Below are 18129 nucleotides of genomic sequence, written 5' to 3'. Positions count from 1 at the left end.
AAGCGATCAGCCAGCCGCGAGAGCCGCCAGCAGCAGCAGTGCGACGATGTTGGTGATCTTGATCATCGGGTTGACGGCGGGGCCCGCGGTATCCTTGTAGGGATCGCCCACGGTATCGCCGGTCACCGCGGCCTTGTGGGCTTCGCTGCCCTTGCCGCCGTGATTGCCGTCTTCGATGTACTTCTTCGCATTGTCCCACGCGCCGCCACCTGCGGTCATGGAAAGCGCGACGAAGATACCGCCGACGATCACGCCGAGCAGCAATGCGCCAAGCGCGGCAAAGCCGTTTTCCTGTCCCGCGATGAAAGTGATCAGGAAATAGACCACGATCGGTGCGAGCACCGGCAGCATCGATGGAATAATCATTTCCCGGATCGCCGCCTTGGTGACGAGATCCACTGTCCGCGCATAGTTCGGTTTGCTGGTGCCGGCCATGATGCCCGCATCGCCAGCGAACTGTTCGCGCACGTCCTTGACCACGTCGCCCGCAGCGCGGCCCACGGCGGTCATGCCCATCGAACCGAACAGGTACGGGAGCAAAGCGCCTAGAAGCAGACCCACGATGACGTAGGGGTTCTCGAGGCTGAAATCGACGTCGGCGTTCGGGAAGAACTCGGCGAGGTCGGTGGTATAGGCAGCGAACAGCACCAGCGCGGCTAGGCCGGCCGATCCGATCGCATATCCCTTGGTCACTGCCTTGGTGGTGTTGCCCACCGCGTCGAGCAGGTCGGTCTTTTCGCGGACGCTGTCGTCCAGACCGGCCATTTCGGCGATGCCGCCTGCATTGTCAGTTACCGGGCCGTAGGCATCGAGCGCCACGACCATGCCAGCCAATGCCAGCATCGCTGTCGCCGCATAGGCAATGCCCATGAGTCCGGCGAGCTGGAAGGTCGAAATGATGCCCGCCACGATCAGGATCGTGGGCAGCGCGGTCGATTCAAGGCTGATGGCAAGGCCCTGGATTACGTTGGTGCCGTGACCCGTTTCCGAAGCCTTGGCGATCGACCTCACCGGACGATAGTTGGTGCCGGTGTAGTATTCGGTGATCCAGATGATCAGGCCGGTGATGGCAAGACCGATCAGCGAGCACCAGAACAGGTCCCAGCCGGTGAAGCTGGTGACCTGCTCGGCCGTGCCTTCCTCCGCCAGCGGAGCGCCCACATCGATGCCGGAAATCGCCGCACCGATTTCGGTCCCCATGCCGCCGAGCGATACATTGATCGCTACCCAGATGAGCGGGATCGACAGGACCGCCGTTACGATGAAACCCTTGTACATCGCGCCCATCACATTCGTGCCGCCTTTGCTCAGCTTCACGAAATAGGTCCCGATGATGCTGGTCACGATGCACGCCCCGCCGATCAGCAGAGGCAGCGCCATCATCGGTAGCAGCAGCTCGCCCAGCCGCTCGCCGAGCAGCAAGGCGGTGAGAACCATGGTCGCGCCCACAGTGACGACGTAGGTTTCGAACAGGTCGGCAGCCATACCGGCGCAGTCGCCGACATTGTCGCCAACATTGTCAGCGATCACCGCGGGGTTGCGCGGATCGTCTTCGGGAATACCTGCCTCGACCTTGCCGACGAGATCGGCGCCGACATCAGCTGCCTTGGTGAAGATACCGCCGCCCAGACGCGCGAAGATCGAGATCAGCGAGGCACCGAAGGCGAGGCCGACGAGACCGTCGATCACTTCACGGCTATTGGGGGCGTGTCCGCCCGGACCGACAAGGTACCAGAAGAACACGGCAATCGCGAGGAGGGCGAGGCCCGCCACCAGCATGCCGGTGATGGCACCTGCGCGGAAGGCGAGGGTGAGACCCTGCTGCAACCCGCTCTGCGCGGCGGCGGCCGTCCGCACGTTGGATCGCACCGAGATATTCATCCCGATGAAGCCCGCGACGCCCGACAGGACCGCCCCGATAACGAAACCGACAGTCGGAATGATGCCGAGGAAAACGAAGACCAGTGCGGCCACGACGACGCCGACGAAGCTGATGGTAGTGTACTGCCGCTTCAGATAGGCCTGCGCGCCTTCCTGGATGGCGGCGGCGATTTCCTGCATTTTCTCATTGCCTGCGCCCGCATTGAGCACCTGGCGGCTGGTGACGAAGCCGTACACGACGGCCAACAGTCCCAACCCTATGGATAGGATTACAAGGTCCACGAAAAACTCCCCTCCCGTTTATATGTTTGATGCGACCCGGCATGGGAGACGCCGACGCATGATGGCGGGAAGGTATAAGGGGCATTGAATTGCTGGCAAGGGGGCAGTCGCGCACATTTCCGCGCCTTTTTCTGCCTCGGCCCGAAAGTTCAGTGCGTAAAGCCCAGATCGCCATGGGGAGGTTCGCCGTTGAGGAGCAGCGCGGAGGAACCTCTTTTCAGGACTTCGCCGATGGGCGTGAGCGGCAATTCTGCCTCCAGCCCGGCGGGTCCGGTGCACAGCAGGACGTAGTCGTCACCCCAGCGCAAGGCCTCGTCCAGCCTGCCTTGCGGTGCGAGTGGCTCCAGCGCCTCGCGGCTCAGCGATAGCGTGGCCTTGCTGGCATCGGCAATGCGTGATGCGTCGAGCAGAAGTCCGTCGGATACGTCCATCATCGCGCTAACGAGGGGCGCGAGTTTTTCGCCAAGTTCAAGCTGCGGGGTGGGGCGGCGATAGGCGGTGTCATCCTCCTCGCCGTCATCTCGCAGGCTCTCGAATCCGGTCATCGCCTTTCCGATCGGGCCGCCCAGATAGACCGCGTCGTTGGGAAGGGCTCCACTCCGCGACGGCACAGGCTGATGAGTTGCACGCCCTATCGCGGTGCAGCCCCAGACGCGGTGGCCTTCGGCACGCACGGTGTCACCGCCCAGCAGCGGGACGTCATATGTCTCGCAAATCTCGCGCAGTCCGGCGATGAAGCGGTGATCGTCGTCGCCCAGCATATGCGATACGAGAATGCCCATTGGCTTCGCACCCATGGCGGCGAGGTCCGACAGGTTCACTGCCACCAGCTTCCACGCAATGTCTGCCGGGTCCTGCCCTTCGAGGACATGCACGCCGTCGACCAGCGTATCGTGGGTCAGGACCAGTGTCTCGCCGCCAATCTCGATGACCGCGGCATCGTCTTCCAGTCCGCGCGCTTCGGGCGCAGTTGCCATCGCACGCAGGGCAGATATGAACTCGCGCTCGTTCAGCGTCCCGCCTCTTTGGCCACAGCATCGAGGATGCCATTGACGAACTTGGCTTCGCGGTCGTCGAAGAAGGCCTTGGCGACATCGACATATTCGCTGATGGCTGCGGCTTTGGGTACGTCGTTGCGCGCAATAAGCTCATAGGTGCCGGCGCGCAGGATCTGGAGCATGGTTTTGTCGAGCCGTGCGAGCGTCCAGCCCGAGGCGAGCCGCGCGGTCAGCATTTCGTCGATCTCTTCGCGGCGCGCATCCACGCCTCTGACGACATCGTCGAAGAAATCGACGTCGGCATCGGCATATTCGTCGTCCTCGATCACCTTGCCGAGACGGTGCTGGTGGAACTCGTTCAGTAGCTTCGCGGTCGCGGTTTTCTCCATCTGCTGCTGGTAGAGTGCCTGCACTGCACCAAGGCGGGCGGCGCTGCGGGATTGGGAACGGGGATTATGGCTCAAGCAAGCCTCCTGGAAATCGAAAGGGCATGCGCGGGGAGGCCCTCGGCCTCGGCCAGGCGCACGGCGGCGGGGCCGATGGCCCGCAGCGCATCTTCGGATGCGCCGATGAAGCTGGTGCGCTTCATGAAATCGAGCACCGACAGACCGCTGGCGAAACGTGCGCGGCGGCCGGTGGGAAGGACGTGGTTCGGGCCGGCGATGTAGTCGCCCACCGCTTCGGGCGTATTGCGGCCGAGGAAGACGCTGCCCGCATGCCGCAGCTTCGCAAAGATCGCCTCGGGATCGTCGGTCGCGATTTCGACATGCTCGGCGGCAAGGCGATCGGACAGTGCGGGCGCTTCGTCAAGGCTGTCGACGATGACGATCAGCCCATGATCGTCCCAGCTTGCCTTGGCGGTCTTCGCGGTAGGAAGGTTTAGAAATTCCAGATCGATCGCATCCTCGACCTGTGCGGCAAGTCCGCGGTCGTCGGTGATCAGGATCGACTGGCTGGTAGGGTCGTGCTCGGCCTGGCTCAGTAGGTCGGCGGCGATCCACTGGGGGTCGTTGTTCCCGTCGGCGATGACGAGGATTTCGCTGGGCCCTGCGACCATGTCGATGCCGACCACGCCGTAAAGCTGGCGCTTGGCTTCGGCGACCCAGGCATTGCCTGGTCCGGTGATTACATCGACGCGTTCGATCCGCTTCGTGCCATAGGCGAGCGCGGCCACCGCCTGCGCGCCGCCGACACGCCAGATTTCGTCCACGCCGGCGACATGCGCGGCGGCCAGTACGAGGTCGTTCGCCTCGCCCTTGGGCGTGGGCGTGGCAACCACCAGCCGCTCGACGCCCGCGACCTTGGCGGGAATGGCGTTCATCAGCAGCGAGGACGGATAGGCCGCGCGTCCGCCGGGGACGTAGAGACCGGCAGCCTCCACCGCGTTCCAGCGCGCGCCGAGCCGCATGCCGATATCGTCGGTATAATCGCGGTCCTCGGGCAGCTGGCCTGCGTGATAGGCGCGGATACGTGTCGCAGCGGTTTCGAGCGCTTCGCGCAGTTCGCCGTCGAGTCGGTCGTAGGCTGCCTTGCACTCCCCCTTTGAGATCGACCAGTCGGCATCGCCGGTGAGGTTATGCTGATCGAAACGCTTGGTATATTCCACCAGCGCACCGTCGCCTCGCTCGCGCACCTCATTGAGGATGTCGCGGACATCGCGACCCACCTGCGCATCGCTCTCGCGCCGGTCGCGCACGACACGTTCGAACTTTGACTCGAAATCGGCGTCGGAAGTGCGGAGCAACTGCATCAGGCGGCGCTCCGTTCTTCGCTGATCGCGCGAAAGGCCTCGACCAGTGCGCCGACCCGCGGATCGGTTTTCAGCGCAGCGCGATTGACGATCAGACGCGCGGTGATGTCCATGATGCGGCTGGTTTCGACGAGCCCGTTTTCGCGCAGCGTGGTACCGGTCGACACGAGATCGACGATCCGCCCGGCGAGACCGAGTTCGGGGGCGATCTCCATCGCGCCGTTCAGCTTCACGCATTCGGCCTGGATGCCGCGCGCCTCGAAATGGCGGCGGGTCAGGTTGGGATATTTCGTCGCGACGCGCAGGTGGCTGGCCCCGTTGGTCGCCCGGGCGCCAGCAGGTTCGGCCACCGAGAGGTGGCAGCGGCCGATATCGAGATCGACCGGAGCATAAAGTTCCGCATAGTCGAATTCCTCGATCACGTCGGAACCCACGATGCCCAGCTGCGCTGCACCATGGGCAACGAAAGTCGCCACGTCGAAGGCGCGCACGCGGATCAGGCGCATGTCTTCGCGCCTAGTAGCGAATGTCAGCGAGCGGTTCGCCTTGTCGTGAAAGGCATCTTCCGGCACGACGCCCGCGCGCGCCATGACGGGCAGCGCCTCTTCGAGGATGCGGCCCTTGGGAATGGCAAAGGTAAGACTGTCGGTCATTGCGGTGCGGCAGATAGGGTCACGGACGAAAAAGGGCAACGGATATGGCCGATGACGGCGTGATGGATATGGTTTCGGTCCCCGAAGCGATCGAATGGCAGGCAGAGCACGCCGAAAAGGCAGGCGCACCGGGTACGGCGCAGGTCATCCGCGCGCTGCTGGCATTGGAGAGCAGCCAGGCTGCCACCGCACGCCGGATATTCGCCTGGCAGGGCCTGGGGCTGCGCGATGCCATGCCGCTCAGGATTGCGGGCGGAATCCACAACCTGCTGCTGACGGGGGAAGAGCCCCGGCTGGAGGATGTGTACGCAGGCCGGGTCGCGTCGCAGGACGATGTCGACGCGCTCATTCGCGAAATCGTGGAAGCCTATGATGCGCAGCTCATGCCCTGGCTCGACGGACCGCCGCAGACCAATGAGGCAGGGCGTTCTGCCAGTTTCGCTGCAGCGCTGCTGTGGCTGGCGGATGGTCGCACGACGGGGCAGTTCGAATTCCTCGAGATCGGGGCGAGCGCCGGCATCAATACGATGATGGGCCGTTATCGCTATAATCTCGGCGGCGTGGCCACTGGCCCGAGCACCAGCCGGATGCAGATCGAGCCCGAATGGCGCGGCCCGCCCCCACCAGCCACCGACATCGGCTTCACCGATGCCCGGGGCAGCGACATCTCGCCGGTCGACCTGACCGACGAACGGCAGGCGCTGCGCCTCAAGAGCTATGTCTGGCCCGAAGCGACCGGCAGGATGGCGCGGATCGACGCCGCGATTGCACTGGCCGAGCGCATGCCCCCCGAGATCGAGCGGATGGATGCCGGAGACTGGGTCGAGAAAGAACTTGCACGCGAACAAGGCGAGGGCGCGACGCGCGTGATCGCGCATTCGATCATGTGGCAATATCTGCCGGATTTCACGCAGGAGCGGATCGAGAAAGCATTACAGGAGGCGGGAGCCGCAGCGACTTCGGAGAGGCCGCTGGCGCATGTCGCGCTCGAAACCAATCGCAAGACCTTCCAGCACGAGCTCAAGGTACGATACTGGCCCGGAGGCGAAGAGGCAGAGCATCTCGCCAATGCGCATCCGCATGGCGCATGGGTGGAGTGGCTCGGCGGCTAGGCCGTCCGTTCGAGGAATTCCTCCATTGCCGCGTTGACCGCCTTGGGCGCTTCCCACGGCACGAAATGGCCGCAGTCCGGCACCTCGACGAGCGTCAGGTCCTCGACATGGTTGGCGAGTTCGGCGGTGTTTTCCGGCGGCAGGGCAAGATCGTCCTGCGCCCAGATGACCAGCGTGGGAATGTGCAGGCGCGGGAAAGGCGGGGGCGACCAGTCTTCGGGAGGCTCGAAGGGCGCATCCATCGGCGGAATATCGATGGGGCTGGCGCGGTACCAGTTGAGCATCGCGAAGGCGGCATCGCGGTCCTGCCATTCTTCCAGCAGGCGTGCGCGCTCATCCGGCTCCATCTTGTCAGGCGCGTCCCACTTGATCTCCTGCATCAGCAGGCCGCCAAGGCCATGTTCGCGCACCAGCGCATCGTTGGCGGGATCGCGGAAGCCGCGCATGTATTGGCTCGCCTCGCGCTGCACGGGCGAGGTGTAGAGCAGCTTCTGGAAGACTGCGTGGTGCGGCGCGTTGGCGATAATGGCGCGCTTCACGCTGCCCATCTCCTGCCCCGCCATGGCCACACCCCAGGCGATTGCGCCGCCCCAGTCGTGGCCGACCACCGTGAATTCCTTCACTCCCAAGGCGTCGGCCAGCAGAAAGATGTCCCCCACCAGCTTGTCCGGAGTATAATTCTCCACCCCCTCCGGCTTGGACGATCCGCGATAGCCGCGCTGGTCGGGCGCGATGCAGCGATAGCGATCTCTGAAATGCGCGATCTGGTGCCGCCAGGTCCGGCGGCTTTCGGGAAAGCCGTGAAGGAAGATCAACACCGGCGCGCTGCGCGGACCGGTATCGACGCAATCGAGTTCGATCCCGTTGGCGAGGGTAACGCGGATTTGATCCATCATTCGGACTGCATCTTTTCCATATACCCTTTCGCCACCATACCGGCGACCTGGTCGAACAGCTGGTCCGGCGTGCGGCGCATCTCGCCCATCGCTTCTTCCATACCTTCGGCTACGATGATCTCGCGCTGGTTGAGCTCGATCGCATCGACGATCCGCTTGGCGGCATCTTCGGGCGCGATGCCGTTGTCGATCACCTCGTCGCTGCGCCCGCGCTTGGTTCCGTCGGATGTAAGCGCGTTGCGGCTGACATCGGTGGCGACCGAGCCGGGGCAGATGACGTGCACGTCTATCCCGCTTTGCGACAGCTCTCCGCGCAGCGCGTCGGCATAACCGATCAGGCCGTGCTTCGCCGCGCAATAGGCAGTGCGCATGGGCACGCCCACCTTGCCCGCGATGGAGGAGACGAACACCAGCCTCCCGCTGCCGCGCCCGGTCATGTGCGGAAGCAGCGCCTGCGTCGCGGCGATCTGCGCGGTGAGGTCGATCTCGATGATGTCGCGGTAGACCTGCATGGCGGTGTCGACTGCCGGGCTGCGCTGCGAAATGCCGGCGTTGGCGACGAAGATGTCGATCCCGTCCTTCCAGCCGATAGCGGTGTCCGCAGCTTCACTCATCGCCTGGGAGTCGCGGACATCGAAGGGCAGGGTAAGCGTCTCCGTTTCGAGCCGTCCTGCGACCGCGCTCAGCCGACCCTCGTCGCGGCCCGACAGGATGATGTTTGCGCCCCGGCTGGCCCATTCTTTCGCCAAGGCAGCCCCGATGCCGGAGGATGCGCCGGTGATCCAGGCGGTCTTGCCTTCGAAACTCATGGGATTTCCTTCAGGGATAGGTGACGGTCTTGGGCTCGCCTTCGGGCAGGGGAATGCGCTCTTCGCTGTCGCCGGGTACTTCGGGGAAGCGGCGTTCGCGCCAGTCTTCCTTCGCCTGATTGATCCGGTCGCGGCTGGAGCTGACGAAGTTCCACCAGACATGGCGCTTGTTCTCGAATGCCTCGCCGCCCAGCAGCATTACGCGGGCGCCCGATTTGCTTTCCAGCGTCATGTCGCGCCCGGGCTGGAGCACGGCGAGTTCGTAAAGCTTAAGCTCGTGCCCGTCGACGCTGGCCTCGCCGCCCACCAGCATGACGGCGCGTTCGTCGGCATCTTCTTCAAGCGGGATGGCGCCGCCTGCACCGAGAACGATTTCGGCGTAGATCGTATCGGCATGGGTGGTGGTGGGCGCACGTTCGCCCCACAATTCGCCCATGATGACGATAGCCCGCGCCCGGCCATCCTCGACGATAGGAAGATCCGTCACCGCTTCGAACGCCGGGTCGATTTCCTCGCGCCCGTCGGGTAGGGCGAGCCAGGTCTGCATCCCATAGAGCCGCGGACCGGCGTTGCGCTCTGCCGCCGGGGAGCGTTCGGAATGGACGATGCCTTTCCCCGCCGTCATCAGATTGACCTGTCCTGGCCGGATGGTGGCGAAGCTGCCGATACTGTCGCGGTGATCGATCGCGCCTTCGAACAGCCAGGTGACCGTGGCGAGGTTGATGTGCGGATGCGGCCGCACGTCCATCCCGCTGCCGAGATCGAGTTGCGCCGGGCCGAACTGGTCGACGAAGATGAAGGGGCCGATCATCGTTCGCTTCTTCGAGGGCAGCACGCGTCGGACCTCGAACTGGCCGAGATCGTGGGTGGTAGGAGTTAGTATGTGTTCGATCATGTTTCTCGCCGAATTGCGTTAGCGATCCCTACCCATTAGCACTGCAGACCATGACAACCTCTTTGATCGTAGTCGATGATTTTCTTGTCCATCCGGAGAAGACGAGAGAAGAAGCGCTGGGGCTTGACTATCCCGATTTCGAAGGGCCTTTCCCTGGGCGCAATTCGTTGCAGCGTCTCGAACTGCCCGGGCTCACGAATGCGGTGATGCAGATAACTGGCGAGCGGCTCAAACCGCTCGATCCCCCCATGAGCCATATGAAATGCCGTATTACGCTGGCAAGTGATCCCTCCGATGCTCAGGTCCACATCGATCCCGGATACTGGTCAGGCATTCTTTATCTGTCACGAGACGAAGACTCTCGGGGTGGCACGCGGTTTTTTCGTCACAAAAGAACCGGTAGCGAACGCGCTCCGTTGAACCTTCAGGAATGTGAAACAATGGGGTTCCGTGATGCTAAAGCGATGCAGATTGGCATGGTTGAACAGGATGGCCGTGATCCGCAGAAATGGGATCAGATTATGGAAGTCCCGATGCGATTTAACCGGCTGGTGCTGCTGAGACCCTGGCTATGGCACACTGCGGGGCCTGGGTTCGGAACAAGCCTTGAGAATGGTCGGCTGATCTATGTGATGTTTTTCATGCCCGATCGTTAGGGCGTCGGTGCCGAAGCCTGAATGGCAAGGGCGTGCACCCGCTCGCCCGGAATGTCGCCCAGCGCGCGGTTGACCATGCGTTGGCGTTCCAGCCTGCTTTTGTCGGCAAAGGCGGTGGCTTCGATCACCACTGTGAAATGCGATTCCCCGCTGCCGTCGTCCCCGGCATGACCGTGGTGCTTGGCGCTGTCGTTGATCACGTCGAGCCGCGTGGGGCTGAAGGCCTCGGTCAAGAGACGTTCCATTTCCTGCTGGACCGTTTCGGCCATTCGTTCGAATCTCCCTTCGGGTCTTTCCATACAGGGTTTCGCACCCCATCCTACAACGAATGCGCCAGTCAAGGTTTCACGGAAGATACGAAGATACCGGTAGGGTGTGCGATCACCCCTCCTGCAACGAGCCGGGAGAGTTCCGCGCGCCGGGCAGCGGACACCGCTACGACGGGCCGGGCCAGTGGCGCTGGATGTGCCTGGATCACGTGCGAGAATTCAACGCGGGCTACGACTGGTTCGAAGGGATGAGCGCGGAGGAAATCCTCGATGCGCAGGGTCCCACGAGCGGTTGGCGCACGGAAAGCCCGACTTTCAGACCCACTGCCGGCGTCGACGGTATGCCACGCTGGGCGGATTACGACGATCCACTCGACGCGATTTCGGCGCGTGCCGGCGGTATCAGGAGCCGTGCCCAGCGCGAAGCAGAGATGGCGATGGACGGCCGCTTCAGCCGCGAGGAGGCCGAGGCGCTGGAGGTGATGGGGCTTGGCACCAACATCGACAAGGGCAGGTTGCGGCGCCGCTACACCGAACTCGTCCGTCGCTATCATCCCGATCGCAACGGGGGCGACCGGCAATTCGAGACCCGGCTGAACCGCGTTGTCGAAGCCTACCAGACGCTGCGAAGGTCACGTGCCATCGGCTGATCCCGATCTTGCCGTGTCGCGCTAGCCTACCGCATCGGCAGGATAAGTTACCTTAGGGAAGTAGTCGGTCCCGCGTCCTTCGGGGGTCGTATCGAGCAGTCCCCACAACGAATCGAAGAAATCGAGGCCTCGATGGTGCTGACCGGGATCCTCCGGGGCATAGACCAGCTCGCTCCCCCAGAAATGGCGCACCTTGTCGCCATCCCGGCGAAACACGTTGAGCATCGGCTCATCCCAGTTCTCGTCGTCCGCGTAGCCGCGCTCGGCGCGCATCGCTGGGGTGAGGCCGGCGGTGTAGCCGTAGTAATCTCTGCTATAGTCGTTGCCTGCGGTGGACAGCATCTGCAGGTGGTTCCAGCCGCGCGAATGCGCCCAGGCGGAAAGCCTGGCGATGGGCGAACGGGAAACGACATAGAGCGGCGCGCGGTATGGCAGGTGCCGCGCCGCGCCTTCGGCGCAGTCGAGCAGATGGGTGCAGCCGGGGCAGGCGGCATCGCGATCCGGCCCGTACATCAGGCTGTAGAGCATGATCGACGGAAACTCGCCGAACAGTTCGGACAGTCGCACCTTCTCCGGGCGGGAAAAGGCTCCGATGCGTTCGAATACATAGTCCTCAGGCACCTCGCCGCCAGGCGGTAGCGCGCGGCGCATTTCCGCCACCGCCTCGGTCTGCCGCCGCAGCGCGATCTCTGCAGCGAGCAGCGTGTTGCGCGCCTGACGGTATTCGGGGCTTTCGCCGGGGTAGTGCATGCGGGCAAAGTCGTCGGCCACGGCTCAGCCTCCTTCTTCGCACAGCGCCTTGAGCTGGTCGGCGCAAGCGCCCCAGCCTTCCTCAAAACCCATTTCCTCGTGCTGCTTCTTCGCTTCGTCGGTCCAGTGTCGCGCACGGGCGGTATAGCGTGTGCCGGTGCCCCCATTCACTTCGGCGGGAGCGATCTCCCATATGCCGATCATGAACGGCCCTGCGGGTTCGAAATCGCCGGTTACCGCGTCGGTGGTCACGAAGCGTTGCCCTTCGTCCCAGGCGAGGTAGATCCCGTTCTGCGGCATCTTCTCGCCGTCGGGGCCGTAAAACGTCATATCGCAGTGCCCACCTGCGCGGCGATCCTGATGGTCGATCTCGGCGCGCCACGGCTTGGGGCACCACCACTCGGTCTGGCGGTTCGTCATCACCTCCCACACCGTTTCCGGCGGGGCGTCGATCAGGCGGGTAATGGTCAGTTCCTTGGTGTCGGTCATCAGAAAGTCCTCTCCTCGATGAAGTTAGTCCCGGTCTGGCGCGCCGTAAGGGAAAAGGGGACGATAGGGGCGGGCATCGTCGATGCAGCGCGCGACTTCGGGAAGGGTGAGCAGTTCGGCGCGCAGCGCGGAAAGACGTGGGCAGGAACCGGGAATGCGCTCGACCCAGTCGGCGTAGAATAGCGCGGGCGCGGCGGCGCAGGTCACCAGGCTGACATGCGGCGGCAGTTCGTTTTCGCAAAGCCACCGTTCAAGCCAGGCATAGCTCCGGCGCAACCCGGCTTTACCCGCGGCAATTTCGGGTAAGAACGGTTCGTCCCGCAGCCCGCCTGCGCCGGGATCGTCCTTGTCGACGAAATAGGCCGCTATGACGCGCTGCATATTGCCCATCACGTAATTGTCGAACACGCGGTCGAGCATCCGCGCAACAACGGCTTCGGCCGGGTCGGTCGGGATGAGCGGGGCCACACCGGGGTGGTGAACCGCCAGATGCTCGACGATGCTGGTCGCTTCGACCACGATGGCCTCACTATCGACGAGCACCGGGAATTGCCCGGAAGGGTGCGCCTTGCCGGTGAAGCTCTCGAACTTCGGCAAGGTAGGATCGACCTGGCGGAACTCGAACGACGTTCCGTTCGCATAGAGCGGGATCAACGCTTTCCAAGTATAGGACGAGAACGGGTGTCCGTGGAGTACGAGCATCACCAATCTCCCGCTTCCATCCGCGCGCGGCGGGCCAGTTCGCGTTCGCTGGTAACCGGGATGGGACCTTCGTCGGGATAGGGCGGCAGCGCTCCTCCGGGGCGGTAGGTGGCGACGACCGTGCCCTTGTCGGTCACCCGGTGGTCGGTCATCTCCAACCTGTCTGTGGGTGTGCCTTCCCCGAACAGCCTCTTCCCGCTGCCGAGCAGGACGGGATAGGTCATGGTGATGAGCGTATCGATCAGCCCTGCGGCCAGCAGTGCCGGATAGATCGTGCTCGACCCCTGGATGATCAGGTCCGCGCCGTCTCCTTCCTTGAGCGCGGTGACATCCTCTACCCCGGAGAGGCGGTGGCTGTTCTGCCATTCGAGCGGCTGATTGCCGCGGGTAAGTACGTATTTGTTCGCGCGGTCGAAGGCTTCGCCCATCGGTTTTTCATCGCCTTCGGCATAGGGCCAGTAGGCGGCAAAGATGTCATAGGTCCGCCGGCCCAGAAGCAGGTCGTAATCGCCTGAGAACAGCGATCCGAGCGTTTCCTCGATTCCCTCGTCCCACAGCTTGAAGACCCAGCCGCCTTCCTCGAATCCTCCGGTCGGATCCTCGGTCGGCCCTCCGGGGGCCTGCATCACCCCGTCGAGCGAAAGGAAGGCGGCGCCGGTGATCTTGCGAGGCATAGCCTCAACCTCCCTTGCGGGCGGCGTCAATTGCAGCGATGTCGATCTTCTGCATCGTCATCATCGCCTCGAAGGCGCGGCGGGCTTCATCGCCGCCTGCCATTTGCGATTCCAGCAGCGTGCGCGGGGTGATCTGCCAGCTGAAGCCCCATTTATCCTTGCACCAGCCGCAGGCACTTTCCTGCCCGCCATTGCCGACAATCGCGTTCCAGTAGCGGTCGGTTTCGGCCTGGTCCTCGGTCACGATCATGAAGCTGACGCTTTCGTTGGGCTTGAACATGTCCCCGCCGTTGAGACCGGAAAAGCTGCGCCCCATCACTGTGAAGTCCACAGTCAATGCGTCGCCCTTCTTCCCGCCGGGAAAATCGGAGGGTGCGCGGAAGATGTTGCCTACCGAGCTATCGGGAAACGTGTCCGCATAGAACCGCGCGGCTTCTTCCGCGTCGCCATCGAACCACAGCACGGTGGTTAGTTTCTCAGCCATTCTTGCTCTCCTCGATCAGTTGGTTGTCGATCGCCTTGGCCTCCTTGTAGGCCTGTCTTTCCTTGCACCTGTCGGCATAGGCCACGATCGCATCACGCTTGGGCAGCGTGCCGAAGTCGGTGCCCCAGATTGCCTGACTGCCGACATAGACATCGGCCATGGTAAAGCGTTCTCCGCAGACATAGTCGCGGTTGAGCAGCAGCGTTTCGAGCGCATCGACCGTGCGTTCGTAACTGCCGAAACCCGCCATGCCCTGCTGTTCCTCGGTCGGCTTCCATCCCATCGAATGCGCGGTGATCGCCTGCTCGACAGGCCCGGTGGCGAAGAAGAGGAGGCGGAAATAGTCAGCCGTTTCCTCTGGCTTTGGCATGAGGTCAGGTGCCTGCATGGCGGCCAGGTAATGGCAGATCGCCGCGCATTCGGTGACGACGTGGTCGTGGCCGTTATGGTGATGGACCAGAGTCGGCACTTTGCCCATCGGGTTGGCGTCGAGCAGCGCCTGCGGCTTGTCCTGCCAGTCGACGATTTGCGTGTCGTAATCCGCCCCCCGCTTCGTGCAGTGCCCAGCGCACGATCTGGCCACGGCTCATGGGATTGGTGAAGAAGGTATAGTCGGCCATGGCTCAGCCTCCCTTCTTGCCGATGATGCTGAACATCGCGCCCTGCGGATCGATGGCGTTGAAGACGTACTCGCCGCCGGGAATTTCCATGGGTCCGTTGATGACCTGGCCGCCATTGGTCTTCACGTAATCCACCGCAGCATCGATTTCGGGCACGCGGAAATAATAGCTCCACATGCTGGCGGGCATTTCGGCGGTTTTCTGCATGATCGCGCCGAGCGTATAGTCGTCGGTGCTGTATATGTCGTAAGAGCCCATTTCGCCCATATCCATGCTGTCGGCCTTCTCCCAGCCGAACAGTGCGGTGTAGAAGGCGTGGGCGCCGGCCTGGTCGGCGCTGACCAGCTCGTTCCAGGCGCAATGGCCTTCGCGTGGTTCGTGCTTGGCGAAAGACTGGCTGCCTTCGCCTTCGGGCTGCATGAGATAGAAAGGCGCACCCTGCGGATCCGCGACCATCGCCATGTGGCCCACGCCCTCGAGGTGATTCGGCCCCATGAAGAGCTGTCCGCCCTTGTCTTTCAGCGCGGCGAGCGAAACGTCGATATCGTCGACCGCGATATAGCCGATCCAGGCCGGGCGCGCGCCGCCCTTGGTCATGTCCTCGGTCAGTTCGAGCAGCCCGACCACTTCGGTGTCGCCCTTGCTGCCAAGCCGGTAATCCATTCCCGGTGTGCCGCTGCCCGCGAATTTCCAGCCGAGCAGGGGTTCGTAGAACGCCTGCGCCGCGTCTGCATCGCTCGTCATCAGTTCGTACCAGACGAAATCGCCTTGCTTGTCAGCCATGTGAAACTTCCTCTCTTTTTGCGTCTGCGGCCGCGAAGTGGGCCATCTGGTCGGCGTGCGCCTTGCGGAAGGCGGGCCGGTCGGTCATTCGTGCAACATAGGCTTCGCTCGCCGGGCGATTGCCGTGCTTGCGGATCAGGTCGACACGCAGGACGTCGGCCATCATCAGGTCCGCTGCAGTGAAGCGATCGCCCACCAGCCATTCGCGTTCGGCGAGCACGGCCTCCATCTGGTCCAGCTGCTTGTCGAGCCAGTCGGTAATGCCGGGAAGCTCCTGCTTCGACCATTTCAGGACGATCCAGGGCATGGACACCATCTCGATCGAGTTCAGCGCTGCCATGATCCATTGCAGAACCTCGATCTCTCCGGACGGCTCTTGCGGGATCAGCCTGTCGCTTTTGCGCGCCAGGTGCATCAGGCAGGCTCCGCTTTCGAACAGGCGCAAATCGCCATCTTCCAGCATGGGAACCTGGCCGAAGGGCTGGGTATCGAGATGGTTGGTATGCCGGTCGTCGAAACCGACCGTTTCGATGCGATAGGGAATGCCCGCTTCCTCGCACGCCCAGCGCAGGCGCAGGTCGCGCATGAAGCCGCGCGGGCCGCCGGGCACCCAGTCGAGGGTCCAGATGATTACGGGTTCAGTCATGGCGGCGCTCCTCAAAGATCGACGATCGGGCGGAAGCCGCCCCAGAACATGCGTTTGCCGTCGAAGGGCATGTCATCGCCGGGGCCGTCCTTGTGATCCTCCATCATCTTTGCCCAACCAGCATCGCGCGTTGTCTTGTCGGGCCATTCGACGAAGGAAAATACGACGTTCTCGCCGCCTTCGGCCTTAACCGCGCGCTTGAAGTCGGTAACCTTGCCGTCGGGCAAATCGTCGCCCCAGGCCTCCAACACGCGGGTGGCGCCGAGATCGCGAAAGACAGGGGCCATCCTGGCGGCCAGCACACGGTACTCTTCCTTCTTTCCCTCGGGCACGGGAACGAGATATCCATCCGCATAGTCGCCGCCGCCTTCGCCTTCGTCGACCAGCGTGTCGAATCCGCCAAAGATCATCCGCTTGCCGTCGAAGGGCATGGGGTTCTTTTCCGCATCCATGCGCGGGTCCTTCATCCACTCTTCGGAGCGGGCCATGACCGCGTCGCGGCTGGCCTTGTCGGGCCATTCGATCCAGCTGAAGACGACCGTTTCATCCTCCTTCGCCTGCACTGCGCCCTGGAAATCGGTGACCTTGCCCTTGGGAACATCGTCACCCCAGGCTTCCACTATGCGTGTGGCGCCCTGGTCCTTGAACACGCCGTCAGCCTGACCGGCGTGCGCGATGAATTCTTGCCGATTTGCGGTGGGAACGGGAATTACGAAACCGTCGAAATAGCTCATCGTCTCTCTCCTCGGATTACGAATGGTAGCAGGCGATTATTGCGCTATCGCTTCGGCGGACGGCCCCTCGACTGCGGCCTGCATGTCCATCCAGTGCGGCTCCCAGATATGGCCGTCGGGATCTTCGAAGCTGCGCCCGTACATGAAGCCGAGATCCTGTTTCGGATTGCAGTCCGGTGTACCGCCGCTGGCGGCTGCAGTTTCGGTGAGAGAATCGACCGCTGCCCGATCCTCGCAATTGATCGCCAGCATCAGCTGCGCGCTCTTTTTTGCGTCGGGGATCGCCTTGGTAGTGAAGGTGCTCCACTTCGCATGCGTTAGCAGCATGACATAGATCGCGTCCGACAAGACCATGCAGGCGGCGGTATCGTCGCTGAACATCGGATTGTTGGTGAAACCGATGGCTTCGTAAAAGGCTTTGGACTTTTCAAGATCTGCCACCGGAAGGTTCACGAAAATCATCTTGGTCATTGGTCCTCTCCTTGCTGCCTGCGACTCGGGACTTGTGTTGTGTGACGCATTGAGTTACTAAAAGCAACTATGCAGTTACAAAAAGAAACTGAAGTCGGTTCAGGCGTGCACGGCAAGTGGTATAACGATGCCTGCGGCACGGCCTTTGGCATGGAACTGGTTGGCGAGCGGTGGTCGCTGCTCGTGGTCAGGGAATTAATGTTCGGGCCGCTGCGCTTTTCCGCGCTGCGGGCCAACCTGCCCGGAATTTCGGCCAAGGTGCTGACCGAACGGCTGGAAAAGCTGGAGGCTGCCAATGTCCTCGCAAAGCGCGTGCTGCCGCCGCCTTCCGGCGCGCAGGTCTATGAACTCACCGAATGGGGCTATGCTGCCGAGCCGCTGATCCAGGAACTGGGCCGCTGGGCCGCGAAGAGCGCGCAGCACGATCCCACGCTGCCGCTATCTCCCACCAGCTTCATGCTGTCGCTGCGTACCATGCTGGACCCGGCGAAAGCGGGCGACTGGCGCACGCGCATCGGCTTCCGCTTTCCCGAGGTCGGCTTCGTGGTGGAACTGGCGGAAGGCCAGATGCCGGTTCAGCGCGTAGAGCCGGAGGAATGCGACGCGATCTTCGTTGCGCCCGCAGGCCCCTCGCTCGCCGCGATGTTCTACGTCGGCGTTCCGGCGAAGGAGGTCGGCGTGCGCATCGAGGGCGAGTTGGACGCTGCCGAAAGGTTCATGACGCTGTTCGAACTGCCGGCGAAGATCGGGTGAGAGTTTTCGAGTCAGCGCATAAAGGACTGACTTTAGGGTGATGGGGTGGACGCCCCCCGGCGGCATCGATGTGCCATAGTGGAGGTGTTTGAACACCACTAGAGAGGAGGCGTCCATGTCGGAAGTTAGCATCATCGGGTTGGATATCGCAAAGTCTGTTTTCCAGGTTCAC

General features: G+C 63.0%; 22 protein-coding genes and 2 pseudogenes. 4 read left to right on the top strand and 20 right to left on the bottom strand.

The features are described 5' to 3' along the window. Positions 1–6 precede the first annotated feature (6 nt). The 5 genes from AC13CE_RS04115 to hisG all read right to left on the bottom strand — a co-directional run bounded on the left by AC13CE_RS04115 (position 7) and on the right by hisG (position 5564). Positions 7–2163, bottom strand: a complete 2157-nt coding sequence (locus AC13CE_RS04115) for a sodium-translocating pyrophosphatase (RefSeq protein ID WP_482971581.1) — start codon at positions 2161–2163, stop codon at positions 7–9. A gap of 149 nt (positions 2164–2312) precedes the next feature. Continuing rightward, positions 2313–3158, bottom strand: coding sequence for a thiamine-phosphate kinase (gene thiL / locus AC13CE_RS04110; RefSeq protein WP_482971635.1), 846 nt, complete (start codon positions 3156–3158; stop codon positions 2313–2315). Positions 3159–3172: 14 nt separating this feature from the next. Next, positions 3173–3625, bottom strand: a complete 453-nt coding sequence (nusB, locus tag AC13CE_RS04105) for a transcription antitermination factor NusB (RefSeq protein WP_482971580.1) — start codon at positions 3623–3625, stop codon at positions 3173–3175. Further along, positions 3622–4911, bottom strand: coding sequence for a histidinol dehydrogenase (gene hisD / locus AC13CE_RS04100; RefSeq protein ID WP_482971579.1), 1290 nt, complete (start codon positions 4909–4911; stop codon positions 3622–3624). The genes nusB and hisD overlap by 4 nt, the downstream gene beginning before the upstream one ends. Further along, on the bottom strand, positions 4911–5564 hold the full coding sequence (gene hisG, locus AC13CE_RS04095; protein ID WP_482971578.1) for an ATP phosphoribosyltransferase: 654 nt from the start codon (positions 5562–5564) through the stop codon (positions 4911–4913). The genes hisD and hisG overlap by 1 nt, the downstream gene beginning before the upstream one ends. A 44-nt stretch (positions 5565–5608) precedes the next feature. Here hisG and AC13CE_RS04090 point away from each other — a divergent pair, with 44 nt between their 5' ends. After that, positions 5609–6676: a DUF2332 domain-containing protein gene (locus tag AC13CE_RS04090; protein WP_482971577.1), complete on the top strand. Its 1068-nt coding sequence runs from the start codon at positions 5609–5611 to the stop codon at positions 6674–6676. Here AC13CE_RS04090 and AC13CE_RS04085 read toward each other — a convergent pair. From AC13CE_RS04085 to AC13CE_RS04075, 3 genes are read right to left on the bottom strand one after another with little or no spacing between them, the layout of a single operon-like run. Further along, positions 6673–7572 (bottom strand): alpha/beta fold hydrolase, encoded by a 900-nt coding sequence (locus AC13CE_RS04085; protein WP_482971576.1) that lies wholly within the window; start codon positions 7570–7572, stop codon positions 6673–6675. The genes AC13CE_RS04090 and AC13CE_RS04085 overlap by 4 nt on opposite strands. After that, positions 7569–8381: an SDR family NAD(P)-dependent oxidoreductase gene (locus tag AC13CE_RS04080; protein ID WP_482971575.1), complete on the bottom strand. Its 813-nt coding sequence runs from the start codon at positions 8379–8381 to the stop codon at positions 7569–7571. Before AC13CE_RS04080 ends, AC13CE_RS04085 begins: the two co-directional genes overlap by 4 nt. Before the next feature lie 10 nt (positions 8382–8391). Beyond that, positions 8392–9276 (bottom strand): pirin family protein, encoded by an 885-nt coding sequence (locus tag AC13CE_RS04075; RefSeq protein ID WP_482971574.1) that lies wholly within the window; start codon positions 9274–9276, stop codon positions 8392–8394. A gap of 50 nt (positions 9277–9326) precedes the next feature. Here AC13CE_RS04075 and AC13CE_RS04070 point away from each other — a divergent pair, with 50 nt between their 5' ends. Continuing rightward, complete coding sequence (locus AC13CE_RS04070) at positions 9327–9932, top strand: DUF6445 family protein (protein WP_482971573.1); 606 nt, start codon at positions 9327–9329, stop codon at positions 9930–9932. On the opposite strand, the gene AC13CE_RS04065 is transcribed toward AC13CE_RS04070, so the two are convergent. Next, positions 9929–10201: a BolA family protein gene (locus AC13CE_RS04065; protein WP_482971572.1), complete on the bottom strand. Its 273-nt coding sequence runs from the start codon at positions 10199–10201 to the stop codon at positions 9929–9931. The two genes, AC13CE_RS04070 and AC13CE_RS04065, sit on opposite strands and share 4 nt — an antisense overlap. A gap of 59 nt (positions 10202–10260) precedes the next feature. On the opposite strand from AC13CE_RS04065, the gene AC13CE_RS04060 reads away from it, so the two are divergent. Continuing rightward, positions 10261–10851 carry a J domain-containing protein gene (locus tag AC13CE_RS04060; protein WP_221540253.1) on the top strand — a complete coding sequence of 197 codons (591 nt, stop codon included), beginning with the start codon at positions 10261–10263 and terminating at the stop codon, positions 10849–10851. Positions 10852–10872: 21 nt separating this feature from the next. Here AC13CE_RS04060 and AC13CE_RS04055 read toward each other — a convergent pair whose 3' ends face one another. The 11 genes and pseudogenes from AC13CE_RS04055 to AC13CE_RS04005 form a co-directional block, all read right to left on the bottom strand. Next, positions 10873–11622 (bottom strand): DUF899 family protein, encoded by a 750-nt coding sequence (locus tag AC13CE_RS04055; protein WP_221540252.1) that lies wholly within the window; start codon positions 11620–11622, stop codon positions 10873–10875. Between the two features lie 3 nt (positions 11623–11625). Beyond that, the gene (locus tag AC13CE_RS04050) at positions 11626–12090 is read right to left on the bottom strand and encodes an SRPBCC family protein (protein WP_482971571.1); all 465 of its coding nucleotides are present in this window, start codon (positions 12088–12090) and stop codon (positions 11626–11628) included. 24 nt (positions 12091–12114) lie between these two features. Then, positions 12115–12792, bottom strand: coding sequence for a glutathione S-transferase family protein (locus AC13CE_RS04045; protein ID WP_482971570.1), 678 nt, complete (start codon positions 12790–12792; stop codon positions 12115–12117). Next, positions 12792–13466, bottom strand: a complete 675-nt coding sequence (locus tag AC13CE_RS04040) for a dihydrofolate reductase family protein (RefSeq protein ID WP_482971569.1) — start codon at positions 13464–13466, stop codon at positions 12792–12794. Before AC13CE_RS04040 ends, AC13CE_RS04045 begins: the two co-directional genes overlap by 1 nt. A gap of 4 nt (positions 13467–13470) precedes the next feature. After that, the gene (locus tag AC13CE_RS04035) at positions 13471–13950 is read right to left on the bottom strand and encodes a VOC family protein (RefSeq protein WP_221540244.1); all 480 of its coding nucleotides are present in this window, start codon (positions 13948–13950) and stop codon (positions 13471–13473) included. Continuing rightward, positions 13943–14570, bottom strand: a pseudogene (locus AC13CE_RS04030) (glutathione S-transferase family protein). Before AC13CE_RS04030 ends, AC13CE_RS04035 begins: the two are co-directional and overlap by 8 nt. Positions 14571–14573: 3 nt before the next feature. Continuing rightward, a complete protein-coding gene (locus tag AC13CE_RS04025) occupies positions 14574–15353 on the bottom strand; it encodes a VOC family protein (protein ID WP_482971568.1) in 780 nt (259 codons plus the stop codon). After that, positions 15346–15999 (bottom strand): glutathione S-transferase family protein, encoded by a 654-nt coding sequence (locus AC13CE_RS04020; protein ID WP_482971567.1) that lies wholly within the window; start codon positions 15997–15999, stop codon positions 15346–15348. The genes AC13CE_RS04025 and AC13CE_RS04020 overlap by 8 nt, the downstream gene beginning before the upstream one ends. An 11-nt stretch (positions 16000–16010) precedes the next feature. Beyond that, positions 16011–16385: a DUF1428 domain-containing protein gene (locus tag AC13CE_RS04015; RefSeq protein WP_482971634.1), complete on the bottom strand. Its 375-nt coding sequence runs from the start codon at positions 16383–16385 to the stop codon at positions 16011–16013. After that, positions 16374–16733: pseudogene (locus AC13CE_RS04010) on the bottom strand (DUF1428 domain-containing protein); the annotation flags it as partial. The pseudogene AC13CE_RS04010 and the gene AC13CE_RS04015, both read right to left, overlap by 12 nt. Before the next feature lie 36 nt (positions 16734–16769). After that, entirely contained in the window at positions 16770–17204 is a 435-nt protein-coding gene (locus AC13CE_RS04005; protein WP_473821806.1) for a VOC family protein, read from the bottom strand. Positions 17205–17273: 69 nt separating this feature from the next. Between AC13CE_RS04005 and AC13CE_RS04000 the strand changes: the two genes are divergently transcribed. Continuing rightward, entirely contained in the window at positions 17274–17957 is a 684-nt protein-coding gene (locus AC13CE_RS04000; RefSeq protein WP_482971566.1) for a winged helix-turn-helix transcriptional regulator, read from the top strand. Positions 17958–18129: the final 172 nt, after the last annotated feature.

This window comes from Qipengyuania sp. B-5, from assembly GCF_056857815.1.
Note: the sequence above shows the minus strand (reverse complement) of the source record. Positions and strands in the feature narration are given on the sequence as shown.

Excerpts from the sequence above, each read along its gene's own strand:
- AC13CE_RS04035 (WP_221540244.1), bottom strand. The coding sequence starts at position 13,950 with ATGGCTGAGAAACTAACCACCGTGCTGTGGTTCGATGGCGACGCGGAA.
- AC13CE_RS04025 (WP_482971568.1), bottom strand. The coding sequence starts at position 15,353 with ATGGCTGACAAGCAAGGCGATTTCGTCTGGTACGAACTGATGACGAGC.
- AC13CE_RS04080 (WP_482971575.1), bottom strand. The coding sequence starts at position 8,381 with ATGAGTTTCGAAGGCAAGACCGCCTGGATCACCGGCGCATCCTCCGGC.
- AC13CE_RS04065 (WP_482971572.1), bottom strand. The coding sequence starts at position 10,201 with ATGGCCGAAACGGTCCAGCAGGAAATGGAACGTCTCTTGACCGAGGCC.
- AC13CE_RS04000 (WP_482971566.1), top strand. The coding sequence starts at position 17,274 with ATGCAGTTACAAAAAGAAACTGAAGTCGGTTCAGGCGTGCACGGCAAG.
- AC13CE_RS04070 (WP_482971573.1), top strand. The coding sequence starts at position 9,327 with ATGACAACCTCTTTGATCGTAGTCGATGATTTTCTTGTCCATCCGGAG.
- AC13CE_RS04020 (WP_482971567.1), bottom strand. The coding sequence starts at position 15,999 with ATGACTGAACCCGTAATCATCTGGACCCTCGACTGGGTGCCCGGCGGC.
- AC13CE_RS04040 (WP_482971569.1), bottom strand. The coding sequence starts at position 13,466 with ATGCCTCGCAAGATCACCGGCGCCGCCTTCCTTTCGCTCGACGGGGTG.
- AC13CE_RS04045 (WP_482971570.1), bottom strand. The coding sequence starts at position 12,792 with ATGCTCGTACTCCACGGACACCCGTTCTCGTCCTATACTTGGAAAGCG.
- AC13CE_RS04060 (WP_221540253.1), top strand. The coding sequence starts at position 10,261 with ATGCGCCAGTCAAGGTTTCACGGAAGATACGAAGATACCGGTAGGGTG.
- AC13CE_RS04090 (WP_482971577.1), top strand. The coding sequence starts at position 5,609 with ATGGCCGATGACGGCGTGATGGATATGGTTTCGGTCCCCGAAGCGATC.
- AC13CE_RS04085 (WP_482971576.1), bottom strand. The coding sequence starts at position 7,572 with ATGATGGATCAAATCCGCGTTACCCTCGCCAACGGGATCGAACTCGAT.
- AC13CE_RS04005 (WP_473821806.1), bottom strand. The coding sequence starts at position 17,204 with ATGACCAAGATGATTTTCGTGAACCTTCCGGTGGCAGATCTTGAAAAG.
- hisG (WP_482971578.1), bottom strand. The coding sequence starts at position 5,564 with ATGACCGACAGTCTTACCTTTGCCATTCCCAAGGGCCGCATCCTCGAA.
- AC13CE_RS04075 (WP_482971574.1), bottom strand. The coding sequence starts at position 9,276 with ATGATCGAACACATACTAACTCCTACCACCCACGATCTCGGCCAGTTC.
- hisD (WP_482971579.1), bottom strand. The coding sequence starts at position 4,911 with ATGCAGTTGCTCCGCACTTCCGACGCCGATTTCGAGTCAAAGTTCGAA.
- AC13CE_RS04050 (WP_482971571.1), bottom strand. The coding sequence starts at position 12,090 with ATGACCGACACCAAGGAACTGACCATTACCCGCCTGATCGACGCCCCG.